General features: G+C 40.0%; 13 protein-coding genes. 8 read left to right on the top strand and 5 right to left on the bottom strand.

The window, feature by feature from the left end:
* Positions 1-453 precede the first annotated feature (453 nt).
* Together MSBR3_RS00960 and MSBR3_RS00955 are read left to right on the top strand one after the other, a co-directional pair.
* Positions 454-1,281 carry a sulfite exporter TauE/SafE family protein gene (locus MSBR3_RS00960; protein WP_048105810.1) on the top strand — a complete coding sequence of 276 codons (828 nt, stop codon included), beginning with the start codon at positions 454-456 and terminating at the stop codon, positions 1,279-1,281.
* A gap of 1,004 nt (positions 1,282-2,285) precedes the next feature.
* Positions 2,286-2,783, top strand: a complete 498-nt coding sequence (locus MSBR3_RS00955) for a GNAT family N-acetyltransferase (protein WP_048105808.1) — start codon at positions 2,286-2,288, stop codon at positions 2,781-2,783.
* 315 nt (positions 2,784-3,098) lie between these two features.
* On the opposite strand, the gene MSBR3_RS00950 is transcribed toward MSBR3_RS00955, so the two are convergent.
* The 3 genes from MSBR3_RS00950 to MSBR3_RS00940 all read right to left on the bottom strand — a co-directional run bounded on the left by MSBR3_RS00950 (position 3,099) and on the right by MSBR3_RS00940 (position 5,463).
* On the bottom strand, positions 3,099-4,226 hold the full coding sequence (locus MSBR3_RS00950; protein ID WP_048105806.1) for an ABC transporter ATP-binding protein: 1,128 nt from the start codon (positions 4,224-4,226) through the stop codon (positions 3,099-3,101).
* Positions 4,227-4,228: 2 nt separating this feature from the next.
* A complete protein-coding gene (gene modB, locus MSBR3_RS00945) occupies positions 4,229-4,906 on the bottom strand; it encodes a molybdate ABC transporter permease subunit (protein WP_048105804.1) in 678 nt (225 codons plus the stop codon).
* A gap of 347 nt (positions 4,907-5,253) precedes the next feature.
* A complete protein-coding gene (locus MSBR3_RS00940) occupies positions 5,254-5,463 on the bottom strand; it encodes a TOBE domain-containing protein (RefSeq protein ID WP_048105802.1) in 210 nt (69 codons plus the stop codon).
* Positions 5,464-6,560: 1,097 nt separating this feature from the next.
* Between MSBR3_RS00940 and MSBR3_RS00935 the strand changes: the two genes are divergently transcribed.
* The 6 genes from MSBR3_RS00935 to MSBR3_RS00910 are packed head-to-tail and all read left to right on the top strand — an operon-like array spanning position 6,561 to position 12,666.
* Positions 6,561-7,163: an FmdE family protein gene (locus MSBR3_RS00935; protein WP_048105800.1), complete on the top strand. Its 603-nt coding sequence runs from the start codon at positions 6,561-6,563 to the stop codon at positions 7,161-7,163.
* Positions 7,164-7,190: 27 nt separating this feature from the next.
* Positions 7,191-8,231, top strand: coding sequence for a 4Fe-4S dicluster domain-containing protein (locus MSBR3_RS00930; RefSeq protein WP_048105799.1), 1,041 nt, complete (start codon positions 7,191-7,193; stop codon positions 8,229-8,231).
* On the top strand, positions 8,232-9,986 hold the full coding sequence (locus MSBR3_RS00925; RefSeq protein ID WP_048105798.1) for a formylmethanofuran dehydrogenase subunit A: 1,755 nt from the start codon (positions 8,232-8,234) through the stop codon (positions 9,984-9,986). It abuts the gene before it with no gap.
* 4 nt (positions 9,987-9,990) lie between these two features.
* Positions 9,991-10,914, top strand: coding sequence for a formylmethanofuran dehydrogenase subunit C (locus tag MSBR3_RS00920; protein WP_080942157.1), 924 nt, complete (start codon positions 9,991-9,993; stop codon positions 10,912-10,914).
* A gap of 10 nt (positions 10,915-10,924) precedes the next feature.
* Positions 10,925-11,314: a molybdopterin dinucleotide binding domain-containing protein gene (locus tag MSBR3_RS00915; protein ID WP_048105796.1), complete on the top strand. Its 390-nt coding sequence runs from the start codon at positions 10,925-10,927 to the stop codon at positions 11,312-11,314.
* 2 nt (positions 11,315-11,316) lie between these two features.
* On the top strand, positions 11,317-12,666 hold the full coding sequence (locus tag MSBR3_RS00910; protein WP_048105795.1) for a formylmethanofuran dehydrogenase subunit B: 1,350 nt from the start codon (positions 11,317-11,319) through the stop codon (positions 12,664-12,666).
* A 178-nt stretch (positions 12,667-12,844) separates the two neighbouring features.
* Here MSBR3_RS00910 and MSBR3_RS00905 read toward each other — a convergent pair whose 3' ends face one another.
* Together MSBR3_RS00905 and MSBR3_RS00900 are read right to left on the bottom strand one after the other, a co-directional pair.
* Positions 12,845-15,517, bottom strand: a complete 2,673-nt coding sequence (locus tag MSBR3_RS00905; RefSeq protein ID WP_048105794.1) for a phosphoenolpyruvate synthase — start codon at positions 15,515-15,517, stop codon at positions 12,845-12,847.
* 658 nt (positions 15,518-16,175) lie between these two features.
* Positions 16,176-16,529 (bottom strand): hypothetical protein, encoded by a 354-nt coding sequence (locus MSBR3_RS00900; RefSeq protein ID WP_048105793.1) that lies wholly within the window; start codon positions 16,527-16,529, stop codon positions 16,176-16,178.
* Between the last annotated feature and the right edge of the window lie 325 nt (positions 16,530-16,854).

The raw sequence follows: 16,854 nt of genomic DNA, 5'->3' as shown, positions 1-16,854 counted from the left end.
AGCTGGAAGCATTTCTTCTTTAAATATCCCTTTGTCTACTGACCTGTATTCCGAAATAACCTGCGAGAAAACAAAAAATGCATAAATCCATGTTAAATCCCTAATTTGACAGAAAAATAAAAATTAAAATGAAAAAGGAGCTTCATGCCCCTGTTTTCCCCTACATTTGAGGTTTCCGTACATTGTTCTCGATTTTTTGCTATTTTCATTTTTCCAAAAAATTCTGCGTCAATACTACACGTTTTTTGTAGAAAAATACTTTGCCAATTAATAAATTCTGTCAAATTTGGGTTAAATAACAACAAAAAGCAAGGCAGGATACGGACATTAAACACAAACTTTAATCAACTTACAGATTAATGCATATCTGAGGAAAAAAGGACAAACTTCTTCTTATATAGGGAAAATAGCAAGACCCAAGGCAATCATAAAATAAACCATACTTGACTGGAAATGACTCCTACAGACCCTCTTTATCTCGGTGTCCTGATTCTCACAGGATTTTTTACGGGTATCGTCTCGGGTATGCTTGGTATCGGTGGAGGCTTTATCATGTCTCCTGTTCAGTACTGGCTTTTGCAGGAGACCGGGCTTCAGCATGACATCGCAATAAGGATAGCTTTTGGGACAACTCTTTTTGTGGTTCTGCTAAACGCTATAAATGTTGCTCACATTTACCATCAAAAAAATGCAGTACTCTGGAAACAGGCAACAATAATAGGAGTTTTCGGATCAATCTTCAGTTTTGCAGGAGCAGCACTAGCTTCTTACTTACCGGCTTCTACCCTTAGCAAAATATTCGGAATCGTAGTTCTGATTGGTGCAATTAGAACTTATTTAACCCCAGCTGTTACAGAAAAGAACTATATCAGTTCCAATTCATTTTCTTATGTTTTTTCAGGTATTGTCATAGGCTTTTTTTCCGGCCTTTTGGGGCTTGGGGGTGGAGTTATTGGAATTCCAATCATGTTAATTTTTCTTCATTTAGATCTGCGAAAAGCCATAGGAACCTCAGCCGCAGTAATAATCTTTACCTCTTTTAGCGGATCTGTCGGGTATATAATCAATGGCTGGGGAAAGGCCGGACTTCCTCCTTATTCTGTTGGATATGTAAATCTTCTAAATTGGATTTTACTTGCGTTTCCGGCGTTTTTTGCAGCAAAAAACGGAGCGAAAATTGCTCACCTTATGAATCCAGAGCATTTGAAGCATTTTTTTATAATCATAATGCTTTATATAGGGCTACAAATGACAGGAATTATTGACCTTATTTTATACTGAACTCATTCGTCCTTTTTAGAAACCTGACATATAATTTGCACTGTGTGAAATTTCTGCTCAATTTATGTTACACTTATTCAATAAAATATTTATAATATTAAAAGGAAATATGTTTCCATACATCAGCAAAGAGAAGAAGATAGGGGTTCTATTCATGAAACATCTCAAAATATGCCCAAAATGCCATTCTGAACTGAAATTGCACTCCGATGGTGAAACTCAGTATTGTAGCACTTGCGAATACTGGACAAAAATAGGTACTGTAAGACTTGACTCAATAATGATTTATGGATGAGTAGTCTGCATGAAAAATGCTGAGATTTTTAGATGGGATCGTAAAAATTGATAATTTCTTTCAGAATCCAGTGACTGAAGTAAACGAAAAACTCAGAAAACAAACTGATCCCTAAAACTGCTTTAACCTAAATCAATAGGATTTTTGAAACTGCTTTCATTAGAAGAATTTAAGTAATCACCAAAATACCAGATCCAAAGAAGCAAATTTTGAGTATAGAGATTGTTTTATATCCAAATTCTGTTATTTATGGTCTAAAATTATGGAATGCCACTCACTTTAGCCATTTCTAATTTGCCAAACGTTGACCCTTTATCGATTATATTATTAGTACTGTCCCTACAGTAAGAACAAGTTGTGGGCCTATGCTTGAATTCTACGCTTTTACGCTCTCCTGAATAAAAGATATGTTCTGGTTAGCTGGCTGACCACCAATATTGAATTGAGATTTTTTTAAACAATTCTCATACTCATGTCTGCTTTCTTGTGAATTTCATAAGAATAAGGCAAAACTGCAGGTATTTCCTCGTGCTTGTCTCAAATTTTAAATTTCACGAATAATGTTGGTATAATAGTTAATATTTAGTATTAGGTTGGATTGGCCTACATACTTGGAATAATAACGACTATCAGGAAACCTTTAAAATAATCCAATCTGATTGAATGACTTTTTAATACAAGAAAATTAAGTTTTTAAAGGCAGATCAAAATGTGCAAAGTTATTTTTGAGGAAATAAAGGAAGAACATCTGAATGATGTTTTGGAAATTTATACCCATTATGTTCTCAACACAAATGTAACCTTTCACGCGCATGCTTTCTCAAAAGATGAAATGCGAGAATTGGTATTCTTTGAAAACCCTAAATATAAAACTTTTGTCATAAAATCTGTTAATAAAATTGATGGATATGTAATATTGACCCAGTACAAAAAACGTGAAGCATACGATGGAACTGCTGAAGTAACTGTATACTTAAAGCCGAATTACATCGGTAAAGGTATAGGCAGCCAGGCTGTTAAGTTTATTGAAGATGTTGCAAAAAAGCAAAATATTCACGTACTTATTGCGACAATATGCGGGGAAAATTCTAAGAGTATTAATTTATTTGTAAGAAACGGATTTAGCAAATGTGCACATTATAAAGAAGTAGGAGAGAAATTTGGACAACTGCTAGATGTAATAGCATACCAAAAAATAATATCATAATGCTTATATCACAATGCTTTACTCCGTTGTCAGTACGTCCCTTATAAATAACCAGCCAAATGTTGAAGTTTTTTTACATATCTAAATATTGTTATTGTTATTGTTATTGTTATTGTTATTGTTATTGTTATTGTTATTGTTATTGTTAGGCAGTGTCGCGAATTTGCTGTAAATTCAAGATCAATTTTTTGGACATGACATATGAAATTCATTTACTTATCTTGAATTTTTGACTCAAAAACATATTAAAATTTGTAATTTTACAGAAAAACTTGTACACTGCCTATTGTTTAGTGTTATTTATTGAGTTATGATTTATGATTTGTGGAATGCTACTACTTTAGTCATTTCCAATTTTGCCAGGCATATATCACCTGCATGCAGTTTCAGAGAATCAACAAACTGTGCAGGGACGTCTGCAGTCAGAGTCTTGCTGCATCTAACAAGTGTAAGTGTAATGCGCTTTTTTGGTCCTTTATTGATTATATTGTTAATACGGACAGAGTAAGTATTATCATCTTGATTTTCAGAGTTGGAATTGGGTAAAAGAGTTATGTTCTCAGGATGAATTCCCCAGGAAACTTTATCTCCAGGTTTGAATTTTCGAGTTTTTACCCTTAAACTCAGAGAATCGCTTTTTAACACTATGCTTTTTGACTCTTTATCACACTCTTTAACATAAGCATCGTCGAAAATGTTGGAAATTCCAACTAATTCTGCCACATGCAGATTTTCAGGGTGATAAAGTATTTCTTCCGGGGTTCCAAACTGCTGAGCTTTCCCCTCGTATAAGACAAGAATCTTGTCAGCCAGTTGAAAAGCTTCTTCCAGATTGTGAGTGATGAACAACACAGGTATTCCAATTTTAGTTTGCAAGTCTTTTATTTTTTCTGCAAGTCTGGTTCTTATTTCCAGATCAAGTGCAGAGAAGGGTTCATCCAGAAGTAAAATTTCCGGTTTGGGAGCCAGTGCCCTTGCCAGAGCAACTCTCTGTTTCTGTCCACCTGACAGCTGGGATGGATATCGGGTTTCTAACTCCTCAATATGAAGAAGACTCAGCATTTCCAGAACTCTCTCTTCCCTCGCTTCTTTTCCCCAACCCTTGAGTCCACATTCTATGTTTTTTTTTACACTCATGTGTGGAAAAAGAGTATAATTCTGAAAAACATAACCCAGATTGCGTTTCTGGATAGATAGGTTGATTTTTTTCTCGTTATCAAAATAAACTTTATCCCCTACGGTTATTTTTCCCTCGTCAAGATCCGTTATCCCGGAAATACATTTAAATAACGTGGTCTTTCCTGATCCTGAAGGCCCAAAAAGCACGACAAGTTCGTTTTCCATTTCAAAACTGACATCTAATGTAAAGGATTTCTTAATTCTTCTTTTTCTACTGAGGTCAGTTTCATTATACTGTTTTTTAAGGTCAATTTTAACGCCCAAAATTATACCTCTAATTTTCCTACGAATCGTCCGGTTAGAGATATAGCCAGCAGGGATATAAAAATTAGGATCAGGACCAGAGTCTGAGCAAGTTCATCATTGCCTGCCTGAAATGCGCTGTATATTGAGATTGACATTGTATTTGTTTTACCCGGAATATTCCCTGCAAGCATAAGGGTTGCTCCGAATTCTCCGACAGCCCTTGCAAAACTGAGTACCAATCCTGCCAGTATGCCTCTTTTTGAAAGAGGTAATGTTATCAGGAGAGCAGTTTCAATTTCACTTCTTCCAAGGATATAGGCTGCATATTCAAGCTCTCTATCTACGGCTTCAATAGCTGCCTGGGCAGCTCTCACCATAAGAGGAAGAGAAACTGTATAAGCCGCAATGACTGCTGCCTGCCAGGTAAACATGATCCCTGTGCCAAAAAAACTGTAAATGAGATGGCCAAGAAACCCGTTTTTTCCCACCAGGATCACAAGAAGGTAACCAATCACTGTGGGTGGAAGAATTAGAGGAAGTGTTACTAACAGTTCTGCAAGCTCTCTTCCCCGGAAATCACGCCTTGCAAATATATAAGCGATTACTACACCACTGAAAAGGACTAGAATAGATGATATGGTTGCTATCCAGAGCGTGAGAGATAAAGGAAACCATACCTTGTCCAACATAATGATCATGTCTTTTATTTTCGGGATAATCTGATGAATAGACAATTAGATGCTCATTTAATCAGATATTATAGGGAAAACTTTTTTAGCAGAGTGATCCAGATTATAAAAGTTGAGTCTAAGTTTTGGAAGTAGTCTAGATTATGTAAATTGAGTATAAAAACAAATCCAAACTAAATAAAATCCTGCTAAAGACACAAATTGAAATAAAATTATTTCGCACTCTGCAAACGTACATTACACTTAACTTTTTAGGCTACCTCTAACAAAACTGAGCAACTATAACGAACTTCTGCAGAGTGGAATGACGCTATGTATCAATTTTCATGCACGAAGCATGAAACGAAAATTGAGGATTAATCTATACCGATCATCACATTTGAAGCCTTAACGATTGCGTATACTTCGCTTCCTTCTTTTAGCTTAAGACTTTCAGCTGAGGCCTTTGTGATGATGGAAGTCATTTCTGCTCCGCCAGGCAATTCTATTATAACTTCAGAATTGACCGCACCTGTCACGACCTTTTTAACCTTGCCTTTTAAAACATTACGTGCACTTAATTTCATTTCCTTGCTCCTCCTTCAAGTATTCATAATGAAGACTTGCTTATTCACTTCTGTTCTACTTGATAATATAGTTTATGTATATATAATAAGGCTTTGTTATATATATTAGTATAAATAATAGTTTTGCTTCAGAAATACATATATGCAAATCTGATTATTAATTTACCTATAAGCTGTCCACAAATGAAAATTAGTCCTCAGAATATGGAACTAAGAATAATCAGTATTTCCGATAACAGAAAATTGTCTGAAATTTATATCGATTATCAAGAGAGTTGATAATTTCATTATGTTATCTCTTATAATGAAACTTACCTTAGAATCACCTTAGAAAGTGTGATTTTTTTTGAATTTACAATTTTTAAACATCAAATGAGGATCACATAACTACAAGAACACACCCAGTTTCAAAACCCCAATGTTTGCATTCAAATGGAACACACTAAATTTATATGAATTTCTTGTCAAACCAGGCTCACCCTTCTTTTTTGTGAAATTCAATTTCCTCTTCTGTCATTCTCTTTTAGGAAAATTCATTATATTTCATTTGGAGCAAGGATGTGAAATAATGAACTTATCTTCCTTAATAATAGACAGGTTTCTGGAAGAGAGAATAATTTTCGCTGACTACATTCTCTTTATGAATAAAGTTGGGGGCTCATAGGTGGATGGTTCAAAGGCTGATTTTTCGACTTTTTGCCTTTATCTAATACATACACCGGAATGATTTTGGGGATTTGAGATTTAACACGATTTTCTCTTCTGTGATCCTCAATAATCATGAAAGCATACAAACTATATAAACCGTTATGTTTAAGTGAACATAACGGTTGAAAAATATGAAAATCCAGATCATCTGGAGATTAAGTCAAGAAAAAAGAGTTGAATATTGGATATTTATAGAGATTTTTGTAATGTGACTTTCTATAACTCAAAGATATGCGACTTTCTACAACCCACTGACAGACCTTAATTGAGGATGGATAACGTTCAACGATAATTATATATTATAGCACTTATATAATTAGAGCCATAATATCCTATCCTACGCTCATGTTCAATAATAATATCAGTTGAACCCATGGGGGGTTTATACATTGCATAAAAACTCGCAATTAGAGAAAGAAACTATGGAAGCAATCATGAAGCAGATAAAAGACCCCAAACTGCTTTCACAGATTGAAAAGGTTATTCCCTTTCACGGCTTCCTGACTTCAGGGGCGTTAATCGGTATCCAGATGCTCAATATCGCAAGGCGGGAGCTCGACGTCCGGGATGGAGAACGCATATATGTGACCTGCGAAACGAAAAGCTGCATGCCTGACCCATTCCAGATCCTTGCCGGAGCTACCATCGGAAACAATGGGTTAAAGATCATGAACTTTGGGAAAATGGCGGTCACGGTAAATAAACAGGCACCTGAAGGAGCTAACAACGTAAAAGGGATCCGAATTATTCTCGACCCTGAAAAAACAAAAGATTACCCTAAACTTCACGCCTGGTTCCTGAATACTGAAAAGCTTCCTCATGTGGAAGTTGTCCCAATCCTCCTGGAAGCAGGAGAAAAAGTGTATTCCTGGAAATTTGTGGATGTAGAAGTTCCGGTACGCAAAAAAAAGCGAATCCAGTGCTGTGAAAGCTGTGGAGAAATGTTCATTCAACATGATAACGAGCTGCTATGCGGCGATTGCAAAGAATAACGTTGAGAGACGTTGAGAGGCAACAAAATGCAAAATGATATGCGATTATCTGTCTTTGCCGAAAAAAAAGGCAAGCAGCTAATCTATTACCCGGAAAGATGCATTGGCTGCGGAACCTGCGTGCAGGCATGCCCGAAAGGTAACCTGGCCATAGGGGCTGTGGGGGCTGTAGTAAGAGGGGTGGTAGATGCGGATTTTCTGGAAATTAAGAAGAGTGAAGAGTGCATTGCCTGTGGAATTTGTGCAAAAGTTTGTCCTACAGGTGCTCTTGAATTGAAACAGGAAGGAAAATCCCTCACTGATATGTCTTATCTTTTCAAGGCAATGAAACCCACGTCAGTAAATGAAAACTGCGTTCACTGCGGGGTTTGTGAGGAAATCTGTCCCAGAGGCTGTATTGAGGTAACTCGTGAAATTTCAGAGGACGGAAAACTGAAGCTTGTCGGAAAGACCAACATTGATTTGGAGCGCTGCATCCACTGCGGCTGGTGTGTTGCAGTCTGTCCGGTGAATGCCATTTCCGTGGAAAAACCCTTTGAAGGGCGCTGGACCAGAGATGAGAATGTCTGCCAGACCTGCCACACCTGTGTGGAAGTTTGTCCCACAAATGCCATTTTCAATAAAAAAGCTAAACCCGGAGAACGAGTTGAAAAAATAAGTCATAGGCCGGATGCTTGCATTTACTGTGGAGCCTGTGCAGTTTCCTGCCCTGTTAACGCCATTGATGTCAGAAAAACTGCAATTCTCCCGAATGTGGAGAAAAAGAGTGTGCTTGAGAAAAAAGTGCTTGAAATCCCTGTTCCTGACGCTATACTACGCACCTGCCTGGAAACGGATGAAGACGCATGTTTGGGCTGTGGAAATTGTGTGATTGTCTGCCCTGTAAATGCTCTCCATAGTCGTGAGCTTGCTGCAGGATACCTGAATGACATGGATAAAAAAGCTCTTCTTGAGGTTAAGGACGGAAAAATTTCGGTAGTAAACCAGGACCTGTGCGGGGCAGATGGAGCCTGCGCCATGATCTGTCCTGTTGATGCAATCAAGCTTGTGAAAAAAAAGGTGAAATAAATGGCAGGAACAATTACAATCAAGAACGGATACGTCTTTGATCCCCTCAATGAGATAAATGGGGAAATTATGGATATCTTCATCAAGGACGGAAAAGTTGTAAGAGAGCTTTCTGCAGCCGAAATGAAAGATATAAAGGTTATTGATGCTTCCGGTATGACAATCATGCCTGGTGGAGTTGACTCCCACTCTCACGTTGCAGGTGCAAAGGTTAATGCCGGCAGGGCAATGCGTCCTGAAGACCATTATAAAGCAAATCTCCAGAAGACCTCACTTACCCATTCAGGTTCAGGTTATACTGTTCCCTCGGTCTACAAACAGGGATACGATTACTCAACAATGGGCTATACAACTGTCTTTGAAGCTGCAATTCCCCCTCTTGAAGCACGCCATACCCATGAAGAGATGCACGCTACTCCGCTCCTTGACATGGGTGGGTATCTGGTACTCGGAAACAACTTTTTTATGATGCGCTATCTCAGGGAAGGGGATATGGAAAAGGCTGCTGCCTATGTGGCCTGGATGATGAAAACTCACAAGGCTTACGGAATAAAATGTGTCAACCCTGCAGGAGTTGAAAACTGGAGCTGGGGTAAAAATGTCAGCTCATTAGATGAGGCCAACATCCATTTTGAAATTACTCCAAGAGAGATTATTAAAGGGCTAACCGAAATCAACGAACTTCTCGGCATGCCTATGCCTGTTCACCTGCATGCAAATAACCTGGGACACCCTGGTTGCTATGCAATTACTAAAGATTCTCTTAAAATTTCGGATGGAGTAAAGACCAGACAGGATATGGATGTGGAATGGGCCGAAACCAAAATAGATCCTTCAAGGAACCGTTCCGTTTACCTGTCCCACCTGATGTTCAATGGATTTGCAGGTACAACCTGGGCAGACTGTGAGTCCGGAATAAAGTATGTTGCAGACTACATCAACAATAAAGATCACGTAGTGACCGACAGTGGATGCACTCCTTTCGGAGAAGCTACAGTTATGACAGGAGACGGACCTGCCATTCATGACCTTTACACACTTACAGGTAACAAATGGTCAAACACCGACGTAGAAATGGAGTGCGGGTCAGGTGTACTTCCGTTTACCTATTACAAGTCAAACCCTGTACACAGCTTGCAGTGGGCGATGGGACTTGAATGTCTTTTACTTATCAATGACCCCTGGAAGACAATTATGACCACGGACAGCCCCAATGGTGGGCCGTTTACGAAGTATCCGGAGGTTATGACCTGGATCATGTCCGAGGCTTTCAGGAAACAGACCTTCAGCGAATGCCACAAATGGGCAAACGATAGAAGTACACTTGGAGGCATAAACCGGGAACTTTCACTCTATGACCTTGCGATCCTTACCAGAGCAAACCCTGCTAAGACAATTGGAATGGCACACAGGAAAGGTTCACTTGGCGTGGGTGCTGATGGAGATGTCACAGTTTACAACATAAATCCGCAACAGCTTGACGCAAACAACTACGAAGCTCTTCTCAGAACTTTCAGGAAGGCAGAGTACACCGTAAAGGATGGAGAAATCGTGGTTGTAAAAGGAGAGGTTGTCTCTTTGCCTGGGAAGCGTACATACTATTCCGACGTACACGTACAGGACGAACGGGAAAAGGAAATGCTGGTCGATGTTAAGGACTGGTTCAGGTATTACACCGTAGGTTTTGCCAACTATCCGACTCCAGAGAAGTACCTGGAAAACCCGACTCCCATACAGGTTAACGGTGAGAGGTGAAAGCATGACAGAGGGAGTCCTTACTCATAAAAAAGAGACAGAGAGTAATCTCGAAGAAGTTACAAAACCTAAATCATTTACAAAACCTGAATCATTTACCGGCAAAATTACCGGAGAAACGGAAGAAGTAACGCTTGTTCCTAAAAAAGAGATTGACATAAAACTGGAAGCAGATGTTATAACTCCTGATTCCTTTGCAGGTAAAAACTCCGAAGAAATCGGAAACCTGGAAGTCTGGCAGGGGCCAAGGACTTATCCTCTCTCTGAGTTTTTTGAAGTGACAGGCAACGCAGGTAGTTCTGCAGCTGAGACCTTCATCCGCATAAAAGGTGACGCAATGAGAGTCAAAAGGATTGGTGAAGGCATGAGCGCAGGAAAAATCGAAATTGAGGGTTCTGCTGGAATGCACGTAGGCACAGGGATGAAAGGAGGAGAAATCGTCGTTTACGGAGATGCGGATTCCTGGGCAGGTATGGAAATGACAGGCGGACTCCTGCATATTAAAGGCAATGCCGGAGACCACGTGGGCTGTGCTTACAGAGGAAAATGGCACGGCATGAAAGGTGGACGGATCCTTATAGAAGGCTCGGCACGCCACCAGCTAGGAGGCGGCATGGATGGAGGCGAAATTCTTGTAGAAGGCAATGTTGAAAGCTTCTGCGGAATCCGCCAGAACGGAGGGCTAATCTTCGTAAAAGGAAACGCTCTTCGTGGAGTAGGCGCCGAAATGGCAGGAGGCACCATAGTCATAGGGGGTAAAATTGAGCGTTTCTCCCCTGGTTTTGAATTTGTGTCTATGGAAAATAGTGTCAAATCCGGTGAGACTGAGCTAATAGGCGAATTCAAGAAATTCATAGGAGACTATGCAATTAGCAAGCGGGCAAAAGGAGCGCTTTACGTAATTGCAGACATAAACCCTGAACTTTGAGGTGAGAAGCATGGAAGTAATACTCCTTACAGGAAGTACGATTAATGAAGGCAAGCTTGCCAAAGGGGGTAACAAGTTCACGGATGAGTACACCATGGAGTGTGCATCGTGCTGGATTTCGCCTTTGGATTTTGTGTCGCTCTGCTCTCCTTCTAAAGTAAAAGTAACAAGCGAGAATGGAAAGCATTCAATTGTAGTTTATACGAAATGTACGGATGCAGTCCAGCCAGGGCAGGTGTTTATGCTAAGGGCCATCTGGTCAAATGTTATTATCGATCCCGACACCCATTCTACGGGTTCACCTCTCTATAAGGGTGCTCCAGTAACAATTGAGCCCACTGATGAAGAGGTTCTTAGTGCAGAAGATGTAGTATTGAAAGTTTATATCGGAGGGGAGTGAGTATGATTCACAAAAACATAATCTGTCCGGTCTGTGGGGCAGCCTGTGATGACATCCAGGTTGAGTTCGGAGACGGAAAAATTGAAGCAAAGAATGCATGTAAGATGGGAAATGCCAAATTCCAGGAAATTGTAAGTTCCCACAGACTCAGGCAGCCTCTTATAAAAGTTGAGGGAAAACTGACCCCTACTGCCTGGGATGAAGCTCTTGAGAAAGCTGCCGATATCCTTGTTTCGGCAAAGCGTCCCCTGCTTTTCATGGGCAGTGAGACTTCCTGCGAAGCGCATGAAATAGGGCTCAAGATAGGGGAATACCTTGGTGCAATTGTTGACTCCAATGCTACTGTCTGTCACGGGCCGACAGCTATGGGAATCCAGGAAGCTGGGAAAGTCGGTGCAACCGAAGGGCAGAAAAAGAACAGGGGGGACCTTATAATCTACTGGGGAACAAACCCTCTTGAATCCATGCCAAGACAGATGTCAAGATATGCTGTTTTCCCGAGAGGTTACTGGACAAAACGCGGACGTTTTGACAGGACAGTTATCACTGTAGACCCTAGAAAAACCCCTACAACTCAAGCTTCCGACCTGCATGTTCAACTAAAACCTGGTTCGGACTTTGAACTGATAAGTGCACTTCTAACCTTACTTCATGGAAAAACACCACATCACTCAGTAGAAGAGATTACAGGAGTTCCCATTCCTGTTATGGAAGAGATGCTCGATATGATGAAGAGCTGCAATTTCGGAGCTATTATAGTGGGGCTCGGACTCGCTTCTTCAATGGGGAAGTACAGGAACTCCGAAATTGCCATGAATCTCGTAAAGGAACTGAATAACTACGCCAAGTTCACCCTTGGAGCTATTCGAGGTCACTGCAACGTTGCAGGCTTTAACCAGGTAGCTACCTACATGTACGGCTACCCCTTCGGGCTTGACTTTATGCGTGGACACCCACGTTATAACCCAGGAGAATTCACGACCGTGGACGTACTTAGAGAAAAGGACGTAGATGTAGCCTTTGTTATGTGTGCTGATCTTGTATCCCATATCCCTGCAGATTGTGCGGCTTACCTTGCCAAAATTCCAATGGTCTGCATGGACATTGCTCCCTGTCCGACAGTGTCTGCTTCGGATGTCGTACTTCCTGGAGTCATTGATGCTATGGAGTGTGACGGAACCTTCTACAGGCTCGACGATCTGCCGGTGCATTTCGAACCTTTCACAAGTTCACCTTTCGAGTTCACGAAGAGTAACGAAGACACTTTAAAACAACTCTTTGAGAAAATTAGAAAAAAAAGAGATCAGGCTACTTCTCTTCCTTCCATAAATAAGGAAGAAAAACTGATATAAACCACATAATTACATTCTCTTAAAGTAATATTCCACCTGAAAACCTTCCTTGATTTAGTTTCAAGAGGTACTGTTAAGGATGTGATTTAAGGGAAAAAGAGAATGTAAAGTTGTTTGCAGTACATTCTCCTATTCCCTCCTTTTTTAATAACGTGCCTGATTAAGACTCTTTATTTTTTCATTTCAGAACCTGTACAAAACCCCTTGTACCGTCAACACGGACATACTGGCCGTCCTTTAAGATTTTGGTAGCATTTTCGATACCTACAACTGCAGGAATACCATACTCCCGCGCAATTACAGAACCATGTGTCATCATACCACCAATCTCCACTACCAGAGCCTCAACGGAATAAAACAGGGGAGTCCAGCCTGGATCAGTAAAAGGAGCTACTAAAATATCTCCTTTATTCAACTTTGCGGCTTCAGGTTTGAGGATAACCTTTACGTACCCTTCTGCAACTCCTGCTGAAACAGGAGTCCCGATTAAAGCCCCTTTTGGAGCCTCTACATCGCTTCTCACACCTGTAATTACTTCCCCTTCGCTGGTCATAACCCTGGGAGGCGTCATCTTCTGGTACTGCTCATAGGCTCTTTTACGGGAGTCTATAAGTTCCTTCAGGTCTTTATTAAAACGTTTTTCTAATAATGCCACAAGCTCATCAAGGTATAAATAGAACACATCTTCTTCTCTTTCCAGAATCCCTCGTTGATGTAAAACTCGTGCCTCTGCAAGGATAGCCTTCCGGTAGATATCAAAAAACCGAACAATGACATACTTGGGAAATTCACGCAAGCCTGTAGAATTTCGATAAATAAAAAGAAGCCTGGACATTAGTCTTGCTTTGAAGTTTCCGGCAGGAGTATTTCCAATACCATCCAGAAGTTTTTGTATAGCTTCCTGAGCTTCTTTCCGGCCCTGTCTGAAACGGTCCCTATGTTCACCGGGAGCATTACTTTTTATGTGGTTTATAATAGACGGAACAAGCAGGGTAGGAGCTTCCCACCATCGAATGTTTGAAATATCAATTTCCCCAGGGCAGCGCATGCCATACAGTTCCATGAACCTATCCAGCTCGGCTCCGAATATATCTCCACCCTTTACTTTACCGAGACCCTGATAGAAAGTACGGTCTTCAGCTCTTTTCAAATAATCTATCACTTCAGGATATTTTCGTGCAGTATCGGCCAGATCCCCAATCATTAACCCCATCTCACCGGTTACGTTTCCAGGAGAAGATTTACTCAGCGTGCCAACATCAAGGTCTTCACCCAACCACAACCTGGAAAGACGATTCGCAATAGGCAGAACAATGAACGATAAAAGTACATACATCATGCTGCCATTAAGTTCCTGCAGCAACTTTCCAGTACTTTCCTGAACCTTTTTTATTCGCTCTAACCCTGACACCTGCATGAGGCTATATCTATACTTATCGATTATATCTTCCAGAGGAGCTGTGGCTCGCTCAATGATACCTGAAGGCTCGAGGAAGAATAAATTGTCAACAATGACCGGAATACCCTTTAGATAGAGCGGAAGCAGCGGTTTGAACAACTTAAAAACCTGTTTCATTGTGTCTTTGTTTGCTTTTGCTTCCTGTCGAAAGATCCCGCTTGATACTATTTTCACCAGGGCATCCCTCATTAGTTCGTCCACAATAGAAATTCTCCAGATAAAGTATCGTCGAAAGGTTTTATTGTACAAAAGAGCGGTGACGTCGAAAAAAAGCCTATTTCCCGCTTCCGTTATTACCGGATTGGGAAAGGATATAGAGTCTTTTCCAATGGGAAATATTCCCCGAAAAACAGAAATTCCCATAGGTTTCATGGCATCCGTCATCATTTGAAGGTGACCAATCGACAAAAATACGTGAAGTTTGTTGTCGTATACTTTAGGAATCGGATAAAGAGAGGTTATAGGGCGACTTTGTAAGATATAGAACCTATTCCCTGCCAGGCACCACTCAATATCCTGTTCCGAGCAATAGTGCTTTTCTATCTCTTGGCCGAGTTGGGCCAGTTCCAGAATTTTATCATCAGTGAGGGCCTGCTTTTTTTGGAGTTCAGGAGCAAGTTCTCTGGTTATTGTTCCCCCTTCTGCGATCGGATAAATAGCTATCTTCTTTTCTGCAATTTGCTTTTTGATAATCTTACCCTTGAGGACCTGATAGGAGTCGGCTGATACGGTTCCTGAGACCAGAGCCTCACCCAATCCAAAGCTGGCATCAATGGAAATAATATTCCTGTGCCCGGTAACAGGATCCACAGTAAACATAAGTCCGGAAACCTCCGGAAATATCATTTGCTGTACCACTACGGACAAATAAACCGTTCGGTGACCAAATCCGTTTTTAATACGGTAGATTATTGCCCTGTCGGTAAACAGAGAACTCCAACATTTCCGTACAGCCTGAAGGAGTTGGTCTATTCCCTTTACGTTCAAATAGGTTTCCTGCTGGCCGGCAAAAGAAGCAGTCGGTAAATCTTCAGCTGTAGCACTTGACCGAACGGCATAAGCCTTTTCTTCTCCCAGTACTTTCCATGCATCAAGAATAGAGAGTTTAATCGTTTGAGATATCGGGACGGTTAGTAAGTGGTCTCTGATCAGCTTTCCCAGTTTAATGATTTCTTCCGGTTGATCCGGTTTTAACTGATCAAGCAAATTAAAAAATCTGTCCATCTCACTACTTGCTGCAATAAAATCACGATAAGCCGACGTTGTAATGCAAAATCCAGGAGGGACAGGAAATCCTGCTTTAGCCATTTCTCCCAGATTAGCACCTTTTCCCCCTACCTCAGACAAGTTTGTCCTGTCGATTTCATTAAAGTGCATTACATAAATACTCATATTATAACACACCTCAAAAATGAAATTTTAATTTTTATATAATTTTGATTTTATAACTTTGAATGTGTGTAATTTTGATTTTTTATATAATTTAATTTTCATAGTTTTGAGTTTTATGTAATTGTGGTCTTTGTATAATTTGATTTTTATAAATACGTTCTTATTAGTATAGGACTATATGGGTTTTGTCCTTGCAGTCCTTGAGTTATTGATTAATTCTGTAAAATGAGCACATAATCCCCGATGCTCAGTTTTGATTCAAAAGATGTAACATTGACACTACAGAAAATAGATTACACCAGTATATCGCAACAAAAAGATCAAATCAATATACTACGATAAATATATTAAACCTATATACTACGATAAATATATTAAACCTATATACTACGATAAATATATTAAACCTATATACTGCAATAAATATTCAAATCAACAAACTGCACAACAAATATATCAAATCAACATATTCCAAGAAACAGATTACATCGATATAATTGTAGGAAAATATCCTTGTGGAGTTGCAGCTGACAAGAATAAATTGATGATACCGATTTTAAAAATAATAAAAAGTCAAGGTGAAGGTAAAAGTTGTTATCTGACTAATTACCTTCATCCTTGTCTAAACAGTTTGAAAGCCGTATTCAAACTAATCAAATTATGACATATTGCTTGAGTTTTCTGCCTGAGGAGCTTCCTCAGGAGGCATGGACATGTTACCTGGAGCTCCTGCTGGAGGCATGGACATGTTACCTGGAGCTCCTGCTGGAGGCATGGAACCGTTAGCTGACATATTACCAGGAGCTCCTTCAGGAGGCATGGAATCATTTCCAGGAGGCATCTGACCTGGGTTTTCTCCTCCTGGAGGCATAGTATTATTAGCTGACATATTGCCTGCATTCTCTTCTTCTGCAGGGGCGGTAGTGTTGGATGACTTATCATCAGCACATCCTGACATTGCTACTATTGACATAAGTAGCAAGCCAATTACTAAAAAGCTCATCTTTTTCATTCTAGTACCTCAGATATTATGGAACTTTAACTCTCGATCTCAAGGAATTGTATCTATAAGTCCTTAATTCTCAATATCCGTAATCCGATTTGGGGAGGTTTGGAGGTCACTGCAAATCCATGTCTAACTTTTTATATAATATAAATAGTTAGATCTTTTGAGGCGAAACATCCTATCGAGAATATTGAAAATTCAGTTAGATAGAAGATCGAGAGTTTAACAACTATAAAGTACGCTAAACATTTAAGATAGCATTTACTTTCGAAAAGAAAATACCACAAACACTAAAAAACCTTTTTGTATTTGCCAATATCCATATATTTCT

The sequence above is a fragment of the Methanosarcina barkeri 3 genome (assembly GCF_000970305.1).
GTDB lineage: Archaea > Halobacteriota > Methanosarcinia > Methanosarcinales > Methanosarcinaceae > Methanosarcina > Methanosarcina barkeri_A.
Note: the sequence above shows the minus strand (reverse complement) of the source record. Positions and strands in the feature narration are given on the sequence as shown.

Bases quoted from the DNA above. Each gene is read 5' to 3' on its own strand.
- MSBR3_RS00905 (WP_048105794.1), bottom strand. From the start codon at position 15,517: ATGAGTATTTATGTAATGCACTTTAATGAAATCGACAGGACAAACTTG.
- MSBR3_RS00915 (WP_048105796.1), top strand. From the start codon at position 10,925: ATGGAAGTAATACTCCTTACAGGAAGTACGATTAATGAAGGCAAGCTT.
- MSBR3_RS00910 (WP_048105795.1), top strand. From the start codon at position 11,317: ATGATTCACAAAAACATAATCTGTCCGGTCTGTGGGGCAGCCTGTGAT.
- MSBR3_RS00940 (WP_048105802.1), bottom strand. From the start codon at position 5,463: ATGAAATTAAGTGCACGTAATGTTTTAAAAGGCAAGGTTAAAAAGGTC.
- modB (WP_048105804.1), bottom strand. From the start codon at position 4,906: ATGATCATTATGTTGGACAAGGTATGGTTTCCTTTATCTCTCACGCTC.
- MSBR3_RS00955 (WP_048105808.1), top strand. From the start codon at position 2,286: ATGTGCAAAGTTATTTTTGAGGAAATAAAGGAAGAACATCTGAATGAT.
- MSBR3_RS00960 (WP_048105810.1), top strand. From the start codon at position 454: ATGACTCCTACAGACCCTCTTTATCTCGGTGTCCTGATTCTCACAGGA.
- MSBR3_RS00925 (WP_048105798.1), top strand. From the start codon at position 8,232: ATGGCAGGAACAATTACAATCAAGAACGGATACGTCTTTGATCCCCTC.
- MSBR3_RS00920 (WP_080942157.1), top strand. From the start codon at position 9,991: ATGACAGAGGGAGTCCTTACTCATAAAAAAGAGACAGAGAGTAATCTC.
- MSBR3_RS00900 (WP_048105793.1), bottom strand. From the start codon at position 16,529: ATGAAAAAGATGAGCTTTTTAGTAATTGGCTTGCTACTTATGTCAATA.
- MSBR3_RS00930 (WP_048105799.1), top strand. From the start codon at position 7,191: ATGCAAAATGATATGCGATTATCTGTCTTTGCCGAAAAAAAAGGCAAG.